The sequence below is a fragment of the Pseudomonas sp. GB2N2 genome, assembly GCF_054897705.1.
The window spans coordinates 266,002-289,239 of sequence record NZ_CM142701.1 but is presented as its reverse complement, the minus strand read 5'-3'; the positions used below and the strand labels follow the sequence as shown (position 1 = coordinate 289,239).

Here is a 23,238-nt window from a genome sequence, read left to right as displayed (position 1 = left end):
AAGCCTACGGCGAGCGCAAAACCGACCGTATCTTGACCGGAACGCCTATTCCGGTCAATACGGAAAAATAGCTGTTCATAAGCCGCGTGACTTTGATTTCTGTGGCTTTGAGCCGATTCAAACAAACGTTTGTATTGGACGCTGAGAGTGGTGTAGATATAATGCGCCACCCAGAGAGAAAGGTGGTTCATCGATTGTCCACTTCCCGCCTCGCGCAGGAATTCATGGATGCGACACCAAACCTCCAATTAGAAAAAAAACTGTTGAGCCTTGAGTAGGAGATAACCTGTGGAACGCGAATACATGGAATTCGACGTGGTCATCGTCGGTGCCGGCCCCGCGGGTCTTTCCGCCGCCTGCCGCTTGAAGCAGAAGGCTGCTGAAGCCGGCAAGGAAATCAGCGTCTGCGTGGTCGAAAAAGGCTCTGAAGTCGGTGCACACATTCTTTCCGGCGCGATTTTCGAACCCCGCGCCCTTAATGAATTGTTCCCGGACTGGAAAGAATTGGGCGCGCCGCTGAACACGCCAGTGACTCGCGATGACATTTTCGTCCTCAAGAATGCTGACACCGCGCAAAAAATCCCTGACTTCTTTGTGCCCAAGACCATGCACAACGAAGGTAACTACATTATCTCCCTGGGCAATCTGTGCCGCTGGCTGGCGCAGCAGGCCGAAAACCTCGGCGTAGAAATCTACCCGGGCTTCGCCGCTCAGGAAGCGTTGTTCGACGAGAATGGCGTGGTTCGCGGGATCATCACCGGTGATCTCGGCGTCGACCGCGAAGGTCATCCGAAAGAAGGCCTTTACACCCCGGGCATGGAACTGCGTGGCAAGTACACGTTATTCGCCGAAGGTTGCCGTGGCCACATCGGCAAACAGCTGATCAAGCGCTTCAACCTCGATAGCGAAGCCGACGCCCAGCACTACGGCATCGGCCTGAAAGAAATCTGGGAAATCGACCCGGCCAAGCATCAGCCAGGCCTGGTGGTGCACACCGCCGGCTGGCCGCTGGACATCATGGGCACCGAAAACACCGGGGGCTCGTTCCTTTATCACCTGGAAAACAACCAGGTGGTCGTGGGTCTGATCGTCGATCTTTCCTACAGCAACACTTACCTGTCGCCGTTCGACGAGTTCCAGCGCCTCAAGCATCACCCGGTGCTCAAGCAGTACTTGGAAGGCGGCAAGCGCATCAGCTACGGCGCTCGCGCCATCTGCAAGGGTGGCCTGAACTCGCTGCCGAAAATGGTCTTCAAGGGCGGCGCGCTGATCGGTTGCGACCTCGGCACCCTGAACTTCGCCAAGATCAAAGGCAGCCACACCGCGATGAAGTCCGGCATGCTCGCCGCTGAATCCGTAGCCGAAGCACTGTTCGCCGAGAAGGACGGCACCGAAGAGCTGACCACTTACGTCGACGCCTTCAAGAACAGCTGGCTGCACGAAGAGCTATTCGCCAGCCGCAACTTCGGCCCGGCGATCCACAAGTTCGGCACGATTCTCGGCGGTGGTTTCAACTGGCTCGACCAGAACATCTTCGGCGGCAAACTGCCGTTCACCTTGCACGACACCAAGCCGGATTACGCTTGCCTGAAGCTCGCGGCCGACTGCAAGAAGATCGACTACCCGAAACCGGACGGAAAGATCAGTTTCGACAAACTCAGCTCGGTGTTTATCTCGGGGACCAACCACGAAGAAGAGCAGCCGTGCCACCTGAAGCTGACCGATCCGAGCATCCCGATCAGCAAGAACCTGCCGCTGTACGATGAACCTGCCCAGCGCTATTGCCCGGCCGGCGTGTACGAAGTGGTGACCAAGGAAGACGGCGAGAAGCGCTTCCAGATCAACGCCCAGAACTGTGTTCACTGCAAGACCTGCGACATCAAGGACCCTGCACAGAACATCACCTGGGTAGCGCCGGAAGGTTCCGGCGGCCCGACTTACCCGAACATGTAAGTTGACTGTTTGAACATCAAGGCTCCCGGAACGGGGGCCTTTTTTGTTGCCCACAATTCCTGCTCAGGCGGCGCGCTCATCGCCCGGATTACGCTCAAAGTAACGCTTGTACTCCCGACTGAACTGGGACGTGCTTTGATACCCGACCCGATGCGCCACCTGCGCCACGCCCAACCCTTCGGCCACCAGCAACGTCTGCGCCTTGAGCAAACGCAAACGCTTCAAATACTGCACCGGCGACAGCAACGTGCTGCGCTTGAAATGCTCATGAAAGGTCGACGTGCTCATGTTCGCGCAACTCGCCAGGGTCTCGACGTTCAAGGGCTCGGTGAAATGCCCGTGCAGATGGTTAAGCGAGGCCGCGATTCGCGCGAATTGCCCCTGCTGCTCCACCAATGCTCGCAGCACATCGGCCTGCGGTCCGCGCAATGCCACGAATAACAATTCACGCAAACGCGCCTGCCCCATGATCTGGCATTCCAGTGGATCGTGCAGACAACGCAAAAGCCGTTCAACACAACCGCGCATCGCTTCGTCGAGCACCGCCGAGGTCATGGATTCCGGCGTCTGCGCGGCGACCGTGCGTCCCGGCACCAGACCCATGGCCAGCACCAGTTCGCCCAACAACGCGCGGTCGATGGCGATGGAAACCCCGAGCATCGGCCCGTCTGGCGCTGAAAAAGTTTCGCACTCGAAAGGCACCGGCAATGCCTGTATCAAGTAATGCCCGGCCCCGTACTCCAGCGTTCGCGGCCCCAGATACGCCAGTTTGCTGCCTTGGGCAATGATGACCAGGCTGGGCTCGTAGATTTGCGGGCCACGTGCCACGTCGCAACTGGCGCGCAAAACCTGCACGCCCGGCAATGCCGTAGGTGCGAAACCGTCACGCGTGGTCAGCGGCTGAATCAGCGAAACCAGCGTGGCATTGGCATCGAGATGACGAGTCAACAACATAAGAGCTCTTCACAAAAAAAATCGCGGAATGGGGACGAAAGCATCATCGCAGGTCTGACGGCCAATGCGACCCATTGAAGGCGGATGCCGGAGGATTAGGCATGACACCCGGAGGAATCGCCATGGCCGGTGACCGAGGCGACGCCCAAAATGCACCGCCTCACCTGTCACTGCAATTGCGAGGTTCACCATGTACACCGCCATCGGATACGCCGCCCAGTCGGCCACCACTCCGCTCGCCCCTGTGAAATTCGAACGCCGCAGCCCTCGCGCCGACGACGTGGCGATCGACATTCTCTACTGCGGCGTCTGCCATTCCGACATCCATCAAGCACGCAACGAGTGGGGCATCGCCGTTTATCCGCTGATGCCCGGCCACGAGATCGTAGGCAAAGTTACCGCCGTCGGTGCGAATGTCACCCGGCACAAGGTCGGCGATCTCGTCGGCGTCGGCTGCATGGTCGATTCCTGCCGCAGTTGTGAAGCGTGCCAGTCTGACCTTGAGCAATATTGCCTCGAAGGTCCGACCATGACTTACGCCACGCCGGACCGGGTCGATGGCAGCAACACCATGGGCGGTTATTCCGACAGCATCGTGGTCAGCGAGCACTTCGTGGTGCGCATTCCGAAAAAACTCGACCTGGCCAGCGCCGCACCGATTCTGTGTGCCGGCATCACCACCTACTCGCCGCTCAAGCACTACGGCGTCAAGGCTGGCGACAAGGTCGGGATTCTCGGCATGGGCGGCCTCGGCCACATGGGCATCAAGTTCGCCAAGGCGATGGGCGCGGAAGTGACGCTGTTCACCCGCTCGGCGAGCAAGGCTGAGGAAGGTCGTCGTCAGGGCGCGGACTACGTGATCGTGTCCACCGATGCCGAACAGATGAAAGCTGCGGCGGGCCATTTCGACTTCCTGCTGGACACCATTCCGGTGCAGCACGACCTCAATCCCTACCTCGACACCCTGCGTTTCGACGGCGTGCACATTCTCGTGGGTTTGATCGAACCGATTGATCCACCGGTCCACGCGGCCAAGCTGGTGTTGGGCCGTCGGGTACTCGCCGGTTCGCTGATCGGCGGTATCGCAGAAACCCAAGAGGTGCTGGATTTCTGCGCTGAACACAACATCACCTGCGACATTGAAATGCTCGACATCCGCCACATCAACGAGGCCTTTGCCCGGATGATTGCCGGTGACGTGAAATACCGTTTCGTCATCGACATGGCGACATTGAAAGTCTGATCAGACCTTCAAGCCAAGTTCCGCCGAGAGCCGGGCCGTGACCCCTTTGATCAGGGGAATCAGCTCGGCCATTTTTTCCAGCGGCATGTACGGCACGGTGCTGGCGATGCTGATGCCGGCGACGATGCGCTTGCTCGCATCGCGGATCGGCGCCGCCACGCAGCGGATCGACGGCTCGTTGTCTTCCAGGTCGAAGGCGTAGCCCCCGGCTACGTACTCGATCATGCGCTGCTGAAACTGTTCCCAGGATTGCTCCGGATGCAGCGGCCAAAACTGATTTTTCCCACCCGCCGGCAGGCTGACTTCGTACAGACGCTGCCAGTCCTGCTGCGTGTCATCGAGCATCAACGCCTTGCCGATCCCGGTGCGCGCCAACGGCATGCGATGACCGACCCGCGAACGCATTTCCGGACCGTTGCGCCCCGGATTCTTGTGCAGGTACAACACCTCGTCGCCCTCGCGAATCGCCAGGTGAATGGTATCGCCGGTCAACGCCGACAACTCATCCAGATACGGTCCGGCCAATGTCACCAGCGGCAGTTCTTCACGCGCCTGGAAACCCAGCTCGATCAGCTTCGGCCCCAGCAGATAACCCACTTGGGGCACCACCCGCAGATAACGCTCGTCCACCAGGCAACTGGCCAGACGATGGGTGGTGCTGCGCGTGGTGCCGATCAGCCGGGCGATTTCCTTGAGATCGCGGGCGCCACTGGCCACGGCCTGAACCACACCCAGCCCGCGAAGCAGAGTCTGGGTGCCGGTCGGCGCGGCGTCCTTGGCAATTTTTGGGGCGTCTTCCTGCATATCCAGCCTTTACCGTTGAGCGAGTGAACGGGCGGCATTATGGTCGCCCGATGGCAACGACTACAACTTGATACGTTCGACCTTTCCGACTAGCAGGATGTAGGAAAGCGCACCCATTAGCGCAAGGACCGAGATGTAGGTGATCGCCGGTGCGAACGAATCGCCGGTCGCCAGGAAACCGATGACGATGGGTGTAGTAATCGCCGACAGGTTGCCGATGAAATTAAACATGCCGCCCGTCAGCCCCAACAACCGCGCCGGGGCCAGCGTGGAAACGAGAGACCAAGTAATCGACGCCAGCCCGTTGCCGAAGAACGCCAACGCGAGGAAGGCAATCACCAGCGGGGTCGACTCGACGAAGTTGGCGCCGATGATCGAGGTGGAAATCAGCAGGCCACCAATGATCGGCGACTTGCGAGCGAAGCCGACGGTGTAACCGCGACGGATCAGGAAGTCGGAAAAGAACCCCGAGCAGAGCACGCCGACGAAGGCTGCCAGAAACGGCAACGACGCCAGCAGGCCGGACTTGATGAAGTCCATGCCGCGGTATTTCACCAGGTAGGTCGGGAACCACGTCAGGAAAAACCACAGCGTCGAGTTGAGGCAAAACTGGCCGAGGTAGATGCCCCAGAGTTTGCGCTTGGTGAGCACGATACCGAGATCGGTCCAACTGAATTTGGCTTTGGCCTTGGCCTGTTCGGCCTGGATGTCCACCAGCCCGCCTCCCTCGCGGATCAGTTCGATTTCGCCTTCGTTGGCGCCTTTGAAATCCCGTGGCTCGCGATACACCGCGTACCAGATCACCGCCCACAGGATGCCCACCGCACCGGTGCTGACAAAGACCATGTGCCAGCCAAACTCATGCTGCAACCAGGCGAGTACCGGCGTCAGGAACGCCAGGCCGACGAACTGGCCGGAGGTGTAGAAACCAATGGCGGTCGCCCGCTCACGTTCCGGAAACCAGGTGGTGACCACACGGCTGTTGATCGGGTACGCCGGGGCTTCGAGCGCGCCGACGGCCATGCGCAAGACAAACAGCGCGATGAAACTGGCAGCGAAGCCGAGCATGACCGTGGCGATCGACCACAACAGCAGCGCAACGCTGTAGAGAATCCGCGGCGGCACCCGGTCGACCAGCCAACCGCCGGGGATCTGCATGGCGGCGTAGGTCCAGCCAAACGCGGAAAAGATCAGCCCGACGTGAATCGGGTCGATCCCCAGTTCGCTGGTCAGCGCCGGAGCGGCGATGGACAGGTTGCTGCGGTCGAGATAGTTGATCACCACGGTGATAAACAGCAGCACCATGATGAAAAAACGCTTGCGGCTGGGCGCCACCAACGACGCCTGCCCGGTGAGGGTTTGCGGTTGCATGGGGAATGCCTCTTTTTATGATTATTGAGGACGTTCTAAAGACTTGTACGGGCCCCTGTGGGAGCTGGCCTGCCAGCGATGGCGGCATCACATTCGGCATCGATGTGACTGACAGGACGCTATCGCCGGCAAGCCCGTTCCAACAGGGGTTGGCGCTGGATCAAAGATCACTCACCACTCGGCAAAACTGCCATCGGCATGACGCCAGATCGGGTTGCGCCAGCGATGCCCCACCGCCGCCCGTTCGATCACGTATTCCTCGTTGATCTCGATACCCAGGCCCGGGCCGTTCGGGATCTTCACGAAACCTTTGTCGTAGTCGAATACGCGCGGGTCCTTGACGTAATCCAGCAGGTCATTGCTCTCGTTGTAGTGAATCCCCAGGCTTTGTTCCTGGATAAACGCGTTGTAGCAAACCGCGTCCAGTTGCAGGCACGCCGCGAGAGCAATCGGGCCCAGCGGGCAATGCAACGCCAGCGCGACGTCGTAGGCTTCGGCCATGTTGGCGATCTTGCGGGTTTCGGTGATGCCACCGGCATGAGACGCATCCGGCTGGATGATGTCGACGTAACCTTCGCTCAGCACACGCTTGAAATCCCAGCGTGAAAACAGCCGCTCACCCAAGGCAATCGGCGTGCTGGTCAGCGGTGCCAATTCCTTCAGCGCTTCGTAGTTTTCGCTGAGCACCGGTTCTTCGATAAACATCAGTTTGTACGGATCGAGTTCCTTCATCAGCACCTTGGCCATGGGCTTGTGGACCCGGCCATGGAAGTCCACGCCAATGCCGACGTTCGGGCCGACCGCATCACGCACGGCGGCGACATTGGCCAGCGCCAGGTCGACTTTCTCGAAGGAATCGAGGAATTGCAGCTCCTCGGTGCCGTTCATTTTCACCGCAGTGAAACCACGTCCCACGGCTTCTTTCGCCGCGCGCGCGGTGTCTGCCGGCCGGTCGCCGCCGATCCACGAATAGACCCGAATCTTGTCCCGCACCTGGCCACCCAGCAAGTCGCTGACCGACACACCCAAGGCCTTACCCTTGATATCCCACAACGCCTGATCGATACCGGCCAGCGCACTCATGTGGATCGCGCCGCCACGGTAAAAGCCGCCGCGATACAGCACGGTCCAGATGTCTTCGATGTTGCGTGGGTCTTTGCCGATGAGGTAGTCGGACAACTCTTCAACGGCCGCCGCCACGGTGTGGGCGCGGCCTTCGACCACGGGTTCGCCCCAACCGGTCACACCCTCGTCGGTCTCGACCTTGAGGAAGCACCAGCGCGGCGGAACGATGAAGGTGGTCAGTTTGGTGATTTTCATCTTTTGTCTCTCTTATAGATGCAGCGCACACAGCGCCAATAAGTCTTAGCGAAGCGCTTTCCAGGCAGCCACGTAGGCCTCGGCGTTGGATGCCACTTGCTGCGGCGTCATGCCCGGTTTGAACAACCCGGAGCCGAGGCCGAAACCCTTCACACCGGCGTCGATAAACACCTGCATGTTGTCCGGCGTGATCCCGCCAACCGGCGCCAGAATCGTCCCGGCCGGCAGCACCGCCAGCCACGCCTTTACCACGGCGGGGCCCATTTGCTCGGCGGGGAACATCTTCAGCACATCCGCGCCTTCGGCCAGTGCGGCAAACGCCTCGGTCGGTGTCGCGACACCCGGCGACAGGAACAATCCCGCTGCTTTTGCCGCGCGCAATACCTTGGGATCGCTGTGCGGCATCACGATGACTTGCCCGCCTGCGGCTTTGACTTGCTCGACCTGCTCCGGCGTCAGCACCGTGCCGGCACCGATCAGGCAATCGGCGGGCAAAGTACTGCGCAAGATCCGGATACTTTCGTACGGCTCGGGGGAATTAAGCGGCACTTCGATGACGCGAAAGCCAGCGGCGTACAGGACTTCGCCGATGGCCGCCGCCTCTTGCGGACGCAGGCCACGCAGGATCGCGATCAGGCCGTTTTGTGCCAGGGCTTGCTTGAGCATGTCAGACCTCCTATCAGGTTCAACAGGTTTAACGGGATGGATGTTGGGTGACGAGTCCGGCGGCGAGCGCCAGTTGCCACAAGCCGCGTTCGGTGGCTTGTTCGGCCAGCGTCACGCGAGCAAAACCGCTGGCGTTGAGCGCCCGGCTATAGCGGGCACACAGTTGGGCGTTGCCCATGAGAATGACCGACGGCAAATGAACGCTGTAGCGTCGACGTCGTTGAACAGTGGCCAGCGCCGCCAGTTCATGTCCGATCAGCAAGCCGGACAGGTAGTCCGGCTGCGCGCTGGCGCTCAGTTCGCCGGTCAGACCGAGGCTGCGGGCACTGAACATGGTCGACAACGGGCCGATCTCGCCATCTGTCGACAACGCGACTTGCACGCCCCGGTCAAACGCCTCGCCATCGAACGACGCACCGCGTTGCTGGGTGCGCCCGAGAATGCTGTGTTCGCTGAGCACAGCGAAGACTTCGCCGGTCATGAACGTATCGAAATGCACGATGCAGCCGTCGGCCACTTCCACCCATTTCGAATGACTGCCCGGCAGACCGATCAACAGATCATCGCCCGCCCCGCCCGGCAGGTTTTGCAGTACGCCCAGCACTTGGGTTTCTTCGCCGCGCATCACGTTCGGTAGCAACGAGCGCTGAATTACGCCCGGCACGATGTGCACGTCGACGCCGCGAAAACTGCGAATGATCTGTAGGGACGTTCCGAGACTGGCGACGTTTGCGGGCGTATCGCGGTAGGCCGCTTCACGCCACCCTTGGGCGCTGCCGACCATGCCACAGGCAATCACCGGCAGATCGGGTTGCGCGTCGAGCCAGTCACCGCAGGCTTCATCGAAAGCCAGTTCAAAGCCGTCCGAGCATTCCTGGCCATTGATGACCCGCGGCGTCCGCGGCAGCTGCATGATCCCCGAGGACAGCGAACGCTGTTCGAGCACCTGGCCACCCGCGGCGAGTTTGTAAGCACGTAATGAGGTCGTCCCCCAATCGAGCGCGATCAATTGCGCCAGCATCGCTTCACCTGTTCTGTTTATTGGCAGTGAGTGAGCTGGACTATAAACCCGACGCTGATTAAATCTCAATATATAAATAACACTCCCACATATTGGGATTAACTCGAAGACGATCACTGCCCAGCGGCGAAATCCCTCAACACCGCCCCATCCATGCGATACCGCACCCACTCTTCCTGCGGCTGTGCGCCCAACGATTTGTAAAAGTCGATCGCCGACGTGTTCCAGTCCAGCACGCTCCACTCAAACCGCCCACAATCATTGGCGCAGGCGATTTTCGCCAAGTGGCGCAGCAGGGTTTTCCCGGCGCCGCCGCCGCGCTGTTCCGGGGTGATGTAAAGGTCTTCGAGGTACAGGCAATTGCTGCCCAGCCAGGTGGAATAGCTGAAGAAGAACACTGCGAAACCGATTGGCAAGCCATCCCGCAGGCAGATCAGGCCGTGGGCAGTGGCGCCTTCACTGAACAGGCTGCGTTCGATGTCGGCGACGCTGGCGATGACTTCGTGGCGGGCACGTTCGTAGTCGGCCAGTTCGGTGATGAATCCGAGTATTTGGGGTGCATCGCTCGGGGTCGCCGGGCGGATCTCGATCGTCATGGACGTGCCTTCGTCAAAAGTGGAAAACGCCATACTAAGTCGCCGCACGTTGCTAATGCGAGTCGGTTCAGCCGCAGCACCGACCTATAGCGAATCAGAACCGTTCGTCGTTCATCAGGCACCATTCAAGTTCGGGGGCGGACCAATATTGGGTAAGGACTTTAATTTTATGGAGCCGCCACCATGATCATGTCCCGAATGACTGCCCTCGTTTTTGCTTCGCTGCTGTCCACTGCCGCCTTCGCCGCCACCGCTACCGGCACCGGCCCGACCAACCCGGTCGAGAAACCAAAATCCCCCGCGATCCAGAGTGCGCCCGGCATCAATACCAACGGCACGGGCGTCGACAGCAGCTTGCCTCCGTCAACGGGCACTGACCCGCGGACCCAGGGCAATGACGCCGGTCGTCAAGGTGGCATGAATATGCCTGACACCCAGGCACCCGATAACGCCGGCGCCGGCATGGGCTCGAAAACCACCACCGGTGGCTCGGGTTCCGAAGGCGGCGCCAGCCAATAACCAGCCAATAAATCGCCCACGCGAGCTGCACCTGTCCACATCCATGAAGAGGTACCCATGAACGTCGATAAAAACCTTGAGAAAGAAGTCCTGACCCGTTTGCTGCACGCCCACCCGACTGGGCTGGGCAAGGAGGTCCTGGACAATTACCGGGGGGAAAAAGTGGTCGCCAGCGCTTTGGCGACGCTGCAGGATCGCGGGTTGATCCAGCACGGGCATGTGCTGTGCAACGAGGCCGGTGAGCACTCGTTGAATTTGCCGATCAAGCTGAGTGCGGCCGGGGTTGAAGCGGCGCGCAAGCTGGACGTGTAAACGGCTAGTGGCACCATCGCGAGCAGGCTCGCTCCCACATTGGATCTGCGTCGTACACAGATTTCTTGCAGGAGCTGGCTTGCCAGCGATGGCGGCCAATCAGGCACGGAATGTCTTGCTGATTAATGCATCAACCTCAGCAGCCCCAGGCGCAGTCGCCGGCCCCCAACGTGTCACCGCCAGCGCCGCCGCCGCATTCGCCCGCCGCGCAGCCTCGCCCGCCGTCAACCCTCGCGCCAAGCCGGCTATACACACGCCGGCATGCGCATCCCCGGCGCCGTTGCTGTCCACCGCTTCAACCTTGAACCCCGGTACATGCTGACGCTCGCCACGCTGGCAGATCCAGCATCCCTGCGGCCCATCCCGCACCACCATCAACACCTGCGACGGCAGATGCGCGGCCAACTGGTCCAGCGCTTCGGCAATTTCCGACGCTCCGGTAAACCGCAGCGCCTCGACGCTGTTGCTGGTCCAGATATCGATGCGCGGCAACAAGGCCTGCACCAACGGCGCATCCGGTGATTCCACCAGCGGGCCCGGGTCGAACACCACGTTGACCGCAGCCGGCAACGCCAGCACCCAATCCACCAGCGCCTGCGCCTTGCCGACCTGCAGCAGGCTGTAACCGCTGACATAGACATAGTCGCCCGCCTCGGCCGGCACACTCGCCAGGTCTTCGGCAGTCACCTCACCTTCGGCACCGATGTAGGAAATAAAACTGCGTTCGGCCGAGGCATCGGTCACCGCCACGCACACGCCGGTATCGCGCTCGGCGCGGTGGGCGATGCCGAGACGAATGCCTTCAGCCTTCATCGCCTCGCGCGCCAGATCGCCAAAACGGCCAGTGCCATGACGGCCGAGGTAGACCACCGGCAAGCCATTACGCGCGGCGGCGGCCATCACGTTGAAGCCGCCACCGGCTTCGAAACTGGCGGATTGCGCCAGCACATCGCCACCGGGTTGCGGCAATTTATCCACGGCCATGACCAGGTCGATGATGACCTGGCCGGTGTGCAAAAGCTTAGGCATGAGCGTTCTCGATCAACCCGGCGCGACGATCCCTGGCGCCACCGAGTACAAAGTAAATACCGCCGGCGACCAGGAATGTCACGATCCAGCCAAGGCCGTTATGACCCAGCCATGAGTCGGAGAGGAATCCGCGGAACCAGAGCGTTTTCTCGGTGGTGCCAATGGTGGTGAAGCTGAAACCCAGCACGATTGCCAGCGCCCATGCGCCGAACGCGCGCCACTCGATCCCGCCGCGATACCAATAGGCGCTGCTCGGGCTCACATCCAGAAGGTCTTTGGGGCTGTAGTAATGTCGGTGAATCAGGTCGACGATGAAGATCCCGACCCACGCGGTGATTGGCACTGCCAGCAAGGAAATGAAGGTAATGAACGGACCGTAGAAGCTGTCGGCGATCAGCATGAAGTAGATCGAACCGGCGAAGATCGCGACGATATCAACGACCACCGCGTAGACGCGTTTCACTTTCAAACCAAGGGTCAGCGTGGTCAAACCGGCGGAGTACACCGACAGATTGTTTGACAGCAACAGGCCACCAAACGCGGTGATCAGGTACGGTACAGCCATCCAGGTCGGCAGCATGTCGCGGATCGCGATGATCGGGTCAGTGGCTTGCGCCAAATCATGGTTGCCCACCGACAGCAGGCCGCCGAGGGTGATCAGCAACACCAGTGGAATCCCCGCGCCGAACGCCGCCGAAGCCACCAAACGGACCGCCTTGACGCTGCGGTGCTGATAACGCGACATGTCAGCACCGGCATTCGCCCAACCGATCCCGGTGCCGGCGGCCATGGTGCCGACGCCGATGATCATCGCGCTCAACGGCGCGGGCGTGGCGTTGAACACGGCGCTCCAGTCGATGGTGGCGCAGAGGAAACCGCCGACCACCAGGTTCAGCGCACCGAACACGTAGGTCGCCCACTTCTGGATTACCAGCAACGTCGCGTGACCGAGGCCGGACACCGACAAGGTCAGCAGGACGAAAATCGCAATGAAGATCAGCGTCAGCACCGGCGCGCTTTTGGCTTCCACCGGCGAGCCGAACAGGATCGAACACAGCGACAGCAACACGAACGCGGCGGTGGTGGTGTTGACCGTTTCCCAGCCCAGGCGCGACATCAGCGAGACCAGCGTCGGGCCAATATTGCCACGCACGCCGAAAATCGCCCGCGACAGCGTCAGGCTCGGCGCGCGACCACGGCGACCGGCAATCGAGATGATCCCGACCACTGCGAAAGAACCGGCAGCGCCAAGGATCGCGACGATGATTGCCTGCCAGATGGCCAACCCGCGAAACGCTACCAGCGTCGCGCCCAGCGGCAAGCCGAGGATGGAAATGTTGGCGGCGAACCAGACCCAGAACAGTTGCAGCGGATGGCCGTTGCACTCCGCTTCCGGCACCGGCTCGATGCCACGGGTTTCCAGTTGCCCGGCGCTTTGCCCGGTGGTTGATGAACTCATGTGAAATGCTCCTGTTGCCATTTTTGTGGTTGTGGGCAATTGCGGAAGTCGACAAAACAGCCCGGCGATCCTGGCCGTGGTTGTGCGATCCATTGCGGGGTATCAAATTAAATCGGCGGTGCGCCCATCGTCGGAACGCCGCCCGGAGCCGGCTCACTCCTACAAATTCTGTGAGCGCCACCGATCACGGTAGGAGCGAGCCTGCTCGCGATGAGGCCAGACCAGTCAGCGCAGGTTCAACAGTCCCTGCACCAAAGGCTCTAAATCCAACCCGTTGACGATTTTAATCTCGTCGATCATCTCGACCGGCCAACTCTCAAGACCCAGGCAGGCCCCAAGCATCGCGCCGAGAATCGCCGCGATGGTGTCCGTGTCACCGCCCAGGCTGGCGGCCATGCACACGGCTTCGAAGGCGTTCATTTCGCCGACGGCCACTTGCTGCGCCAACGCGAACGACACCACTACCGACTCCTGGGAAGCCACCGACGTGCCGATTACGTCGTACATCAAGTCCGCCAGCATCGCCTTGTCGCTGTCGACGCTGATGGTCCGCGCCCAACTGATGCGCGAAGCAATGCGCCCACCCGCGACCCAGTGACCGTGACGTTCTGCTTGCAAAGCGATTTGCTGACCGAGGTTCAGCGCCTCGCCGAGGTCCATGCCATTGATACCGGCCGAAACCACCGCCGCCACCGCCGCCGCGCTGGAAATGCCCAGCGTGGTGTTGTGGGTGACCTGACAGGCTTGCACCACAGCGCGGATGAAACGCTCGGGGTCGGCGACATTCGCCGAAATCCCCACCGGCGTGATGCGCATCGCTGCGCCATTGGTGGTGCCGTAGCGCCCAGCTTCTTCAGGGGAATGGCCGGCGAGGATCATCTCGATTGCGCGTTTGGTCGAAGGCCCGAGCAAATCCTGCGAGCCCTTGGCCTGCATCACGGCTTCCCATTGGATCAGCCGTTGGGCGAGCACCGACGGTTCGATCCTGCCCCGGCCTTCTATCAACAACTCACCGACCAGAATCGCCTGTTCGGTGTCGTCGGTGATCGAGCCTTTGGGCATGTTCGGCGCGATCGGTTGGTCGGGGCCGGCGTCTTGCAGATGGGTGATTTCACCGAAGCGCGCCTGGATTTCGGCGCGGCTCAGCGATTGCGTGGGCATGCCCAGCGCGTCGCCCAGGGCCAGTCCGTAAAACGCGCCGAGGGCACGATTGAGCGCGGTCATTTTGACGTTCCAAATGGCAGGTGCAGGCGAAAGTGCACGGGATCGAGCAAACTTTCGACTTGCTCCATGAAGCGGTTTTGCCGGTCGTAGGTGGTGCGCAAGGCTTTGAGGAACACCGTGCCGACCGGACGCCCGAGCAGTTCGGCGTCTTCGGCGCTCAAGGGTTCGGCGCCGATCCACTGATCGCCGCGCTCGCCGATGTAGCCGTAGGCGGCCAGGGTGATGGTCAGGGAATTGTCGATCAGGCCTACGCGCGGCAGGCTTTCCAGGCCTCCGGTGGCGGGCATCAGTGAGCGTTCAAGGGAAACCAGTGTGCCGTCGTTGGAACGACGGCGACGGTCGAGGGTGATGAATTGATCTGTGCCGAAACGCGACAGCAGGTCAGGCCGGGTCACCGCCTCCAGCCGCAGCACTTCGGTGTTGACCAGCGCCCCGCTGTCGGCCAGCGCCTGCGCCCAGCCGCTGCGCTGATCCAGCACCACGCCGTCGAAGGTGACGATCGAACCGACCCCGCTTTGCGTGGCGATGTAGTTGCGCCGTTTCAATTCGGCCAGGGCTTCACGCAGCGTGCCGCGGCTGACCTTGAATTCCTGAGCCAACTGATGCTCGCCCGGCAATAGGAAACCGTCCTCCATGAGGCCGCTTTCGATGCGCCGGATAAGTTCGTCGACCACCCGCTGTTTCTTGTCAAACCGTACCTGTCTAATCATGTACAAAGTGATAACCGAAACAGGTTGTAACGGGCAAGAATTATTTAAGGGAGGTGACGGAAGGAACCGGATCAAATAGATCCTTTGTAGGAGTGAGACCGGCTTGCCGGCGATGAGGTCGTGTCAGAAAAGATACATGCAGCTGACATACCGCCATCGCGAGCAGGCTCACTCCCACAAGGTTTTGCACAGGCATTGGGGGATCAGCGTTGTTTGAGGCGGTCGATGACCACGGCCAACAACAAAATCGAACCGCGAATCACGTATTGATAAAACGTGTCGATGTTCTTCAGGTTCATCGCGTTCTCGATGATCGCCAAAATCAACACCCCGGCAATCACATGCCGGATCATGCCGATCCCGCCACTCAGCGACACACCGCCCAGCACACAAGCGGAAATCACCGTCAGCTCAAAACCCTGGCCGATCATCGGCTGACCCGAGGTCATGCGCGACGCCAGAATCACCCCGGCCAGTGCGCCGATCACGCCATGCACGGCGAAGATGATGATCTTGGTCCGGTCAACGTTGACCCCGGCCAGCAACGCCGCTTCCTGGTTGCCGCCGATGGCCATGGTGTTGCGCCCGTAGGTGGTGTAATTCAGCAGCCAGCCGAAAAACAGGAAGCAGACGATGGTGATCAGAATCGGCACCGGCACACCGAACAACTGGCCGTTGCCGAAGACGAAGAACGACTCTTGGGACACGCCCACCGCTTTGCCGTTGGCAAAAATGTAGGCCAGACCGCGCACGATCTGCATGGTCGCCAGCGTGGTGATCAATGCGTTGACCCGCAGCTTGGCGATCACGATCCCGTTGATCAGCCCAACGATCAGTCCCATGAACAGCGCCGCTACCACACCGAGAAACACGCTGTCGGTGTCGCGCATCACCACGGCCGCCACTACGCCGGCGCAAGCAATCACCGAGCCCACCGACAAGTCGAAATGCCCCGACGCCAGGCAATACAACATGGTGCACGCGGCAATCCCGGTGGTGGAGATCGCCAGGCCCAGGCCGCGCATGTTCAGCGGCGAAAGGAAATTGTCGATCAGCAAGGTGCAGAGCACAAAGATCGCGACGGCCGCCAGCAGCATCACCCAGTCATCGAGAAAGCGCCGCAGGTCGAGGGGTTTGCGCTCGGTAGGCAGCGCGTTGTTTTGAGTTGTCATCATAGTTACCTCTCAGTTCGCCACGCCGTCAGCGCGTTGGCGCGGCAAAGCCAGTTGCAGCAGGTTGGATTCATTGGCCTCGTCACGGGACAGTTCGCCGCGCATCGCGCCTTCGCAGAGCACCAGGATGCGGTCGGAAATGCCCATGACTTCCATCAAGTCGCTGGACACCACGATCACCGCGATGCCGCTTTCCGCCAGGTTATGGATGATCTGGTAAATCTCGGCCTTGGCGCCGATGTCGATGCCGCGAGTCGGTTCGTCGAGCAGCAGGACTTTCATCGGCATCGACAGCCAGCGACCGAGAATCGCCTTCTGTTGATTGCCGCCGGACAGGTACATGATTTTCTGCGCCGCGTTGGGTGTCTTCACTTTCAGCGCCTTGATCTGCTGGTCGGCATTGCCTTTCTCCCACAGTCCGCGCAACAGGCATCCAAAGGTGGAATGGGCGCCGCGCGCGCTGATGTTGATGTTCTCGGCAACGCTGGAGAGCGGCATGATGCCCTCCTTCTTGCGATCCTCAGGGCACAGCAAAATGCCGGCGGCAATCGCATCACGGGGCGAACGCAGTTTCAGTTCGTGGCCGCGTAATTCCAAGCGCCCGGCGGTGTTGCGCTCCAGGCCGCTGAGCATGCGAAACAGCTCGGTACGACCGGCGCCGACCAGGCCGAACAGCCCGAGGATCTCGCCTTTGTGCGCATCGAAACTCACCGGCTCACGCAAGCCCGGTCCGAGGAGTCCGTCGACCCGCAGCGCCACGGCGCCACGCTTGCGCGGGCGGTAATCGTAGATGTCCTGAATGTCGCGACCGACCATGCAGGTCACCAACTGGTCGTGGGTCAGTTCGCTCATGTTCTCGAACGTGCGCACGTAGCGACCGTCCTTGAACACCGTGACGGCGTTGCAGATGCGGAAGACTTCTTCCATGCGATGGGAAACGTAGAGCACCACTTTGCCTTCGTCGCGCAGGCGACCGATGATCGCCATCAAGCGATCAATCTCCCGCGCCGAGAGGCTGCTGGTCGGTTCGTCGAACGCGATCACGTGTGCGCCACGGGACAACGCCTTGGCGATTTCCACCAGTTGCCGTTGGCCTAGAGACAGCCGCCCGACTTTTTCCTGTGGGTCGATTTCATCGGCCAGGCCCTTGAGACAGGCCAGCGCTTGTTGACGCAGTGCGCCGCGATTGATCAGGCCGAAACTGGCCGGCAGATGCCCGAGAAACAGGTTTTCCGCAACAGTCATTTCCGGGACCAGGTGCAGCTCCTGATGGATCACCGCCACGCCACTGCCAATGCTGTCAGCGGTGGATTTGAACGCCAGGGTCCGCTCACCGATCTGCAGATCGCCGCTACTCGGCGTGTAAGCGCCGCCGAGAATTTTCAGCAGGGTCGATTTGCCGGCGCCGTTCTCGCCCATCAGGGCATGAACCTGCCCCGGGTGCGCGACGAAGCTGATGCCGTCCAGCGCCTTGACCCCGGGAAAGGTTTTGCCGATCCCGTTGAAGCGCAAACTGCCGCCGACGCTGTCGTGTTGTGTCTGTACTTGCGCGTGCATAAAACCACCTCATCCCACAGATCAGGCAGCCCCGTCGCCGGGACCACCGATGAAATCAACCGCGCCTCAGTTCCACAGGCCGATCTTTTCCAGTTCCTGCTTGAAGTTTTCACGGGTGATCAGGGTTACGTCATCCATCGCCGTGTATTTCGGTGGTTCTTTGCCGGTGGTGACCCACTCGAACATCATGCTCGCGGTGTTGTAGCCTTCGATGTGCGGGCTAGGCAGCATCGAGCCGAAGAAGCCGCTGTTGGGCTTTTTCAGTTCGCCGATGGCGTCGGTGCCGTTGATGCCGATGCCGATCACGTTGGCCGCCGCAAAACCGGCGCTTTCGGTGGCGCGTACGCCGCCCAGCACGGTGTTGTCGTTCATGCCGCCGATGATCAGGTTTTTCGCCGCGCCCGGCAGTTTCACCAGCGCCGAGTTGGTGGCGTCCATGCTGCCCGGCACGTCGAGCGTTTTCAGGGCCGAGGTCAGTATATGGTCAGCGGGCATGCCGGCTTTTTTCAGGGCATCGATGGAGCCGTCAGTGCGCTTCTTGCCGGTGTCGAGTTCGTTGAAGGTGTTGATCACCGCGTAAGTGTCTTTCCAGTCCCACTTGCGATTCTTCGCTTCGGCGGCCATGGCGTTGCCCTGTTTCTGGCCAACTTCGAAGGCGGCCATGCCGAGGTATGGCACGTCTTCCATGAACTTGCCGCTGGCATCGACAAAACGGTCGTCGACGGCGATGACTTTCATCCCGTTGGCTTTGGCCTTGGCCATAATGGCAGGGCCGAGGGACACGTCCGGCGGGCAAATCACGAAGCCTTTGGCGCCGTTGGCGGCGAGGCTGTCGATGGCGGACAGGGTTTTCTCGCCGTCAGGCACGGCGATCTTGATCACGGTGAAGCCTTTGTCTTTGCCGGCCTTTTCGGCGAAGGCCCATTCGGTCTGGAACCAGGGCTCTTCAGCCTGCTTGACCAGAAAACCGATTTTCACTTCCTCGGCCGCCAGCAAACTGCTGCTGAGGCTGACCGCGGTTACCGCCAGAGCGGCACAGCACAGGGAACGGATCCCACGACGACAATTCATAAGCTGACTCCTTGTTATTTTTTTTGAGCGTTATTTTTCAAGCCGGTACAAACTTTGGAGCAAATAGTCATATCGTATGATGATTGGATTTCAGACGGAGTTCCGCGTCTGAATCCGGGTTTATTCAGTCGTGGTACATGACCGAGCGACCACCATCGATAGTGATGCATGACGCATTGATGAACGGCGCTTCATCGCTGGCCAGGAATACCGCGGTCATCGCCACTTCGATCGGTTGGCCGATGCGCCGCGGTGGATGCAGATCGAATGCGCGTTGGCGTTCGGCGTGCGGGTCGGCAAACCCGTTCCAATAATCGACGTTCAGTTGAGTTTCAATGTAGCCCGGTGCGATGGCGTTGACGCGAATACCCTTCGGCGCGTATTCGATGCCCAGCGCGCGGGTCAGGCCGAGCAAACCGTGCTTGGCCACCGGGTACGGGAAGCAGCCGGGAATAATGTGGGAGGAATGAGTCGACGCAATATTGATGATGCTGCCGACGCCCTGCTCGATCATTTGCGGCAGCACCGCTTTGCAGCCGAACCACGCGCCGTCGAGGTCGATGGCGAAGCAGCGGCGCCAGTCTTCTTCGCTCATTTCCAGCGGATCGCGGAACACATTGACGCCCGCGCAATTGACCAGTACGTCGATGCGGCCGTGGCGCGCCATCGCCAGTTCGGCCATGGCGTGCAGATCCTGCTGGCGGGACACATCAGCCGTGATCGCATGAACGTTGAAACCTTGATTGCGCCACCGATCGGCAACTTTTTCGACTTTATCGCCCTGGATATCGCTGATGATCAATTTGGCCTGTTGATTGACGAAGGCCGCGACGATTGCCTCGCCAATGCCTTGGGCGGCGCCAGTCACCAGCACGATCTTGTCCTGCAGGCGCTTGCCCTTCGGCGGCTCTGGCACCAGCGGCAGGAAGAGACGCTCAGCCACGAATCACCACGCCCTTTTCCAGGCACGACAAAAACCGGGCATCTATCGATGTCCGGTCATTAGGCTTGCTGGAAAATCGCTGCATCACTTCACCTGTTTTGTTTTTTTAAGTGTGAGTGCGTGTAACTGATGGGGCCGACTATAAACCCGACCGCCAAATAATCTCAATATATAATTTTACGTCCCATATTTTGGGATTTATCCGGCGAATCTCGTGCAGTTTTTTCCGGGCACATCAACCTGAATCGACAACACCGCGCCGTCCATTGGATGGTTGAGCGGACTGGCGGCGCTGGTGATGTAAAGGGTTTTCAGGTCCGGGCCACCGAATACGCAACTGGTCGGGCGGCTGATCGGCAATTCGATGATGCGATCGACATGACCGTCCGGCGTCAGCCTGAGCAGGCAACTGCCCTCCCAACGGGCATTCCAGAAATAACCTTCGGCATCCATTGCGGAGCCGTCGGGGCCGCCCCGCTGGTGAGGGCCGAACCAGACATACGCGGTGTCGAGGTTGCCGTCAGTGTGGATGAAATGCCGATACAACGTACCGTCGAGGCTGTCGCCAAAATAGAGCGTCGTCGAGTCATCGCTCCACAACAAGGTGTTGGGGATGCCCAGCCCGCGAAGCAACGGCGTGACCCGGGCATCGCGATCAATGCGAAACAGACCACCGGAACGCCGCACGATGGGCAGGTCTTCGCCGTGTTCGCCGATGTTGTTTTGCATGGTGCCGAGCCAGAGCTGGCCCTGGGCGTCACAACGGGCTTCGTTGGCGCGATTGCCGGGTTGCGGGTCGGCGACGCAGAACAACGTCAGCCTGGGCTCCAATCCTGGAGAATCGAGGTCAAGTCGATAGACGCCACTGCTCAACGTCACCAGCGCATCGCCGCTTTCGCAGGGGATGAAAGCCGACACGTGCTCGGGCATCTGCCAGATCTGCACGTTGGCGCCGATCAGGCGCAGCGCCTGTTTACCCGCGATATCGACCCAGTACAGCGCTTGCGTCGGCGCATCCCAGAACGGGCCTTCGCCGAGTTGGGCGCGGTGTTGGGTGAGGGCTGTCCACTCCATGAAACCTCCTGCATTGTTCTTGTTTTTGTGTTGTTAGCCGGCTTTCTTATCGGCCATAACCTTTGGGTAGAAGCGTTTGATTGCCAGGTCCGCGTTGTCGATCAGGGTCATGCAGGCCCACACGCCGCGTGCCGCATCGCGGGCGGCGATGGCGTCAGCCATGTCTTTGTGAATGGGTAGCGTGCGGCGCAATTCGTCCGGGTCGGCGGCGGACACCTCGAACGACACCGCCAGCAACGCGCCGAGGGCCGGGACCATTTGTTCGATGAACTGATTGTGGCTGGCGGCGAGGATGCATTCGTGGAAGAACTGGTCAGCGCGGTTGTAATCGACGCCGCTGTCCACCGCCCGCTCGAGCGCGCCATAGGCCTGGAGCACCGCGTGCACCTGCTCGACGGTGGCCCGTTCACAGGCCCAGCGCACGGCCATCGGCTCGATGGTGCGACGCAGGTCGAGCAAATCGTCGACGAAGTTTTCCGGCAATCCGCTGCGTGACAACCAGCCGACGACTTGCGGGTCGAAGAGGTTCCAGCGGCGCACCGGCAACACCCGCGTACCGACCTTGGGGCCGACTTCGAGCAAGCCTTTGGCGACCAGGGTTTTGATCGCTTCACGGATGACGGTACGGCTGACCCCGAGCTGTTCCCCCAGATCTGCTTCGACCTTGAGGGTTTCGCCCGGTTTTACCTGGCCCGCCGCGATCCAGCAACCCAGCCAATCGACCGTCGATGCGTGAAAACTGCTGGACATGGGCACCTCGAAACAGGGACGGCACAAAGCCGTTCGCGATGGTTGCCCACGCTAATCATCATATGATTGGGTGTCAATTTGATTTTCTAAATGAAGATGCAAATCCCTTGTATGAGCGAGCCTGCTCGCGAAGGGGCCGTGACATTCAACATCTTCGTCGGCTGTCAGATCGTCTTCGCGAGCAGGCTCACTCCTACAGGGTTATGTATTACGGTTCGAGACCAATGGGGAAGAACAGGCCGCCGCTCCACACGCCCAGCCAACGCTGGCCATCGATCTCACGGGTTACCGCCAATTCCACCAGTTGGTAGAACACATTGCGGTGGATCAGGGCTTCGAGGTTTGTGCGCACATGCACATACGGCGCGGGCTCTTGTGTCACCGGATCAATCACCACGCGAATCGCATGTTCGGCACCGGCCTCGGCGCTCTCGTCGACGTTGGTGGTGAAGCGCAGGACCTGAGTCTCACCCTCGCCTTCAACGTCCACGGCGATTGCCACAAACGGCGCATCGTCGACCTTGATGCCGACTTTCTCGACCGGGGTGATGAGGAAGTAATCATCGCCGTCGCGGCGAATGATGGTGGAGAACAGCTTGACCATCGGCTTGCGGCCGATCGGCGTGCCCAGGTAATACCAAGTGCCGTCGCGGGCGATGCGCATGTCAATGTCGCCGCAGAAGTCGGGGTTCCACAAGTGAACCGGTGGCAAGCCTTTCGTCTTGGGGATTTGCCCCAGCAGGTCATTGGCTTTATGCGGGTCACTCATGGCGATCTCCTTGGGTTACTGGTCGCTGAGCCCCAACAGGTTACGAGCGTACTGCTCCAGCGGCGGGCCCATCAGGTCTTCTGGCTTTTTGTCGTGGAACGTCAGTAAACCGCCACGACTCTTGATGCGCGCAGTATCAATCAAATACTGGGTGCTGGTCTCGATCAACATGATCTGAATCACGCCGGTATCGACACCAAGGCGATCCACAGCTTCCTGATCGAGCCATTCGTCCGAGTTGCCGATACGGTCGTCGGACTTGGCGAAACGCGTGTAGAGCAGGTAATGCGCACCCGCCGCACGGGCTTCGCCCATGGCCTGGTCAAGACCTTCCGGTGCACGCGCGCGGCGGACCATCGGGAAATATTCGATAAAGCCGTCGAAGGCGACTTCGGCGATCACGTTCGGTCGCGGATAGACCGCGCTGCCCGGCGGCGCGAAGGCGCCTTGGGCGATGTAGACGAACGAGTCCGGCTGAATGCGCAGATTGTTCACCCGGCGGCTATCGCTGTGGTCGAGCAGACCCGCGTCGCTCAAGTGATAGCGAGTCCCTTCTGCCAGATCGCTGACATTCATGCAGCCACCAAGCGCCAAAACGGCCAGCAGCAAAACCAGGCTACGCATCCTACCCTCCAGAGGCCGGTGACGGAAAACCGGCGAATGGCCAGTGGATGCAGCTTCCGCGCCAGCTCAGAGGAAGCGCACATCTTGAACAGCGATG

23 protein-coding genes are annotated in these 23,238 nt (G+C 60.5%); 4 read left to right on the top strand and 19 right to left on the bottom strand.

Annotation, left to right across the window (positions count from 1 at the left end; translation table 11 throughout):
* Positions 1-288: 288 nt before the first annotated feature.
* Positions 289-1,953, top strand: a complete 1,665-nt coding sequence (locus ACYZT4_RS01420) for an electron transfer flavoprotein-ubiquinone oxidoreductase (RefSeq protein ID WP_461984674.1) — start codon at positions 289-291, stop codon at positions 1,951-1,953.
* 63 nt (positions 1,954-2,016) lie between these two features.
* Here the strand turns inward: ACYZT4_RS01420 and ACYZT4_RS01415 are convergent, their stop codons facing one another.
* Positions 2,017-2,907: an AraC family transcriptional regulator gene (locus tag ACYZT4_RS01415; protein ID WP_461984672.1), complete on the bottom strand. Its 891-nt coding sequence runs from the start codon at positions 2,905-2,907 to the stop codon at positions 2,017-2,019.
* Positions 2,908-3,097: 190 nt separating this feature from the next.
* Here ACYZT4_RS01415 and ACYZT4_RS01410 point away from each other — a divergent pair, with 190 nt between their 5' ends.
* Positions 3,098-4,150 carry an NAD(P)-dependent alcohol dehydrogenase gene (locus tag ACYZT4_RS01410; RefSeq protein WP_461984670.1) on the top strand — a complete coding sequence of 351 codons (1,053 nt, stop codon included), beginning with the start codon at positions 3,098-3,100 and terminating at the stop codon, positions 4,148-4,150.
* Here ACYZT4_RS01410 and ACYZT4_RS01405 read toward each other — a convergent pair whose 3' ends face one another.
* The 6 genes from ACYZT4_RS01405 to ACYZT4_RS01380 form a co-directional block, all read right to left on the bottom strand.
* Positions 4,151-4,954 carry an IclR family transcriptional regulator gene (locus tag ACYZT4_RS01405; protein ID WP_461984669.1) on the bottom strand — a complete coding sequence of 268 codons (804 nt, stop codon included), beginning with the start codon at positions 4,952-4,954 and terminating at the stop codon, positions 4,151-4,153.
* 60 nt (positions 4,955-5,014) lie between these two features.
* Positions 5,015-6,325, bottom strand: coding sequence for an MFS transporter (locus tag ACYZT4_RS01400; RefSeq protein ID WP_461984667.1), 1,311 nt, complete (start codon positions 6,323-6,325; stop codon positions 5,015-5,017).
* 171 nt (positions 6,326-6,496) lie between these two features.
* Positions 6,497-7,645, bottom strand: a complete 1,149-nt coding sequence (dgoD, locus tag ACYZT4_RS01395) for a galactonate dehydratase (protein ID WP_045061702.1) — start codon at positions 7,643-7,645, stop codon at positions 6,497-6,499.
* 45 nt (positions 7,646-7,690) lie between these two features.
* Entirely contained in the window at positions 7,691-8,311 is a 621-nt protein-coding gene (locus ACYZT4_RS01390; RefSeq protein WP_461984664.1) for a 2-dehydro-3-deoxy-6-phosphogalactonate aldolase, read from the bottom strand.
* Positions 8,312-8,339: 28 nt separating this feature from the next.
* Complete coding sequence (locus ACYZT4_RS01385; RefSeq protein WP_461984663.1) at positions 8,340-9,332, bottom strand: 2-dehydro-3-deoxygalactonokinase; 993 nt, start codon at positions 9,330-9,332, stop codon at positions 8,340-8,342.
* Positions 9,333-9,445: 113 nt separating this feature from the next.
* Positions 9,446-9,928, bottom strand: a complete 483-nt coding sequence (locus ACYZT4_RS01380; protein WP_461984661.1) for a GNAT family N-acetyltransferase — start codon at positions 9,926-9,928, stop codon at positions 9,446-9,448.
* Positions 9,929-10,111: 183 nt separating this feature from the next.
* On the opposite strand from ACYZT4_RS01380, the gene ACYZT4_RS01375 reads away from it, so the two are divergent.
* A complete protein-coding gene (locus ACYZT4_RS01375; protein ID WP_461984659.1) occupies positions 10,112-10,447 on the top strand; it encodes a hypothetical protein in 336 nt (111 codons plus the stop codon).
* 57 nt (positions 10,448-10,504) lie between these two features.
* The gene (locus tag ACYZT4_RS01370) at positions 10,505-10,759 is read left to right on the top strand and encodes a hypothetical protein (protein ID WP_461984657.1); all 255 of its coding nucleotides are present in this window, start codon (positions 10,505-10,507) and stop codon (positions 10,757-10,759) included.
* 99 nt (positions 10,760-10,858) lie between these two features.
* Here ACYZT4_RS01370 and ACYZT4_RS01365 read toward each other — a convergent pair whose 3' ends face one another.
* The 12 genes from ACYZT4_RS01365 to ACYZT4_RS01310 all read right to left on the bottom strand — a co-directional run bounded on the left by ACYZT4_RS01365 (position 10,859) and on the right by ACYZT4_RS01310 (position 23,141).
* On the bottom strand, positions 10,859-11,788 hold the full coding sequence (locus ACYZT4_RS01365; protein WP_461984655.1) for a PfkB family carbohydrate kinase: 930 nt from the start codon (positions 11,786-11,788) through the stop codon (positions 10,859-10,861).
* The gene (locus ACYZT4_RS01360) at positions 11,781-13,247 is read right to left on the bottom strand and encodes a purine-cytosine permease family protein (RefSeq protein ID WP_461984654.1); all 1,467 of its coding nucleotides are present in this window, start codon (positions 13,245-13,247) and stop codon (positions 11,781-11,783) included. Before ACYZT4_RS01360 ends, ACYZT4_RS01365 begins: the two co-directional genes overlap by 8 nt.
* A 225-nt stretch (positions 13,248-13,472) precedes the next feature.
* A complete protein-coding gene (locus ACYZT4_RS01355) occupies positions 13,473-14,471 on the bottom strand; it encodes an ADP-ribosylglycohydrolase family protein (protein ID WP_461984653.1) in 999 nt (332 codons plus the stop codon).
* The gene (locus ACYZT4_RS01350) at positions 14,468-15,181 is read right to left on the bottom strand and encodes a GntR family transcriptional regulator (protein WP_461984651.1); all 714 of its coding nucleotides are present in this window, start codon (positions 15,179-15,181) and stop codon (positions 14,468-14,470) included. Before ACYZT4_RS01350 ends, ACYZT4_RS01355 begins: the two co-directional genes overlap by 4 nt.
* 203 nt (positions 15,182-15,384) lie before the next feature.
* A complete protein-coding gene (gene araH / locus ACYZT4_RS01345) occupies positions 15,385-16,353 on the bottom strand; it encodes an L-arabinose ABC transporter permease AraH (protein WP_461988503.1) in 969 nt (322 codons plus the stop codon).
* A 12-nt stretch (positions 16,354-16,365) separates the two neighbouring features.
* A complete protein-coding gene (gene araG / locus ACYZT4_RS01340) occupies positions 16,366-17,910 on the bottom strand; it encodes an L-arabinose ABC transporter ATP-binding protein AraG (protein ID WP_461984649.1) in 1,545 nt (514 codons plus the stop codon).
* 66 nt (positions 17,911-17,976) lie between these two features.
* Positions 17,977-18,981, bottom strand: coding sequence for a substrate-binding domain-containing protein (locus ACYZT4_RS01335; protein WP_461984648.1), 1,005 nt, complete (start codon positions 18,979-18,981; stop codon positions 17,977-17,979).
* 124 nt (positions 18,982-19,105) lie between these two features.
* Complete coding sequence (locus ACYZT4_RS01330) at positions 19,106-19,924, bottom strand: SDR family oxidoreductase (protein ID WP_461984646.1); 819 nt, start codon at positions 19,922-19,924, stop codon at positions 19,106-19,108.
* A gap of 198 nt (positions 19,925-20,122) precedes the next feature.
* Positions 20,123-20,998, bottom strand: coding sequence for an SMP-30/gluconolactonase/LRE family protein (locus ACYZT4_RS01325; RefSeq protein ID WP_461984644.1), 876 nt, complete (start codon positions 20,996-20,998; stop codon positions 20,123-20,125).
* A gap of 33 nt (positions 20,999-21,031) precedes the next feature.
* Positions 21,032-21,748: a FadR/GntR family transcriptional regulator gene (locus ACYZT4_RS01320; RefSeq protein ID WP_461984642.1), complete on the bottom strand. Its 717-nt coding sequence runs from the start codon at positions 21,746-21,748 to the stop codon at positions 21,032-21,034.
* Between the two features lie 208 nt (positions 21,749-21,956).
* On the bottom strand, positions 21,957-22,517 hold the full coding sequence (locus ACYZT4_RS01315) for a DUF1285 domain-containing protein (RefSeq protein WP_461984641.1): 561 nt from the start codon (positions 22,515-22,517) through the stop codon (positions 21,957-21,959).
* Between the two features lie 15 nt (positions 22,518-22,532).
* Positions 22,533-23,141 carry a DUF4823 domain-containing protein gene (locus ACYZT4_RS01310; RefSeq protein ID WP_461984639.1) on the bottom strand — a complete coding sequence of 203 codons (609 nt, stop codon included), beginning with the start codon at positions 23,139-23,141 and terminating at the stop codon, positions 22,533-22,535.
* Positions 23,142-23,238 lie beyond the last annotated feature (97 nt).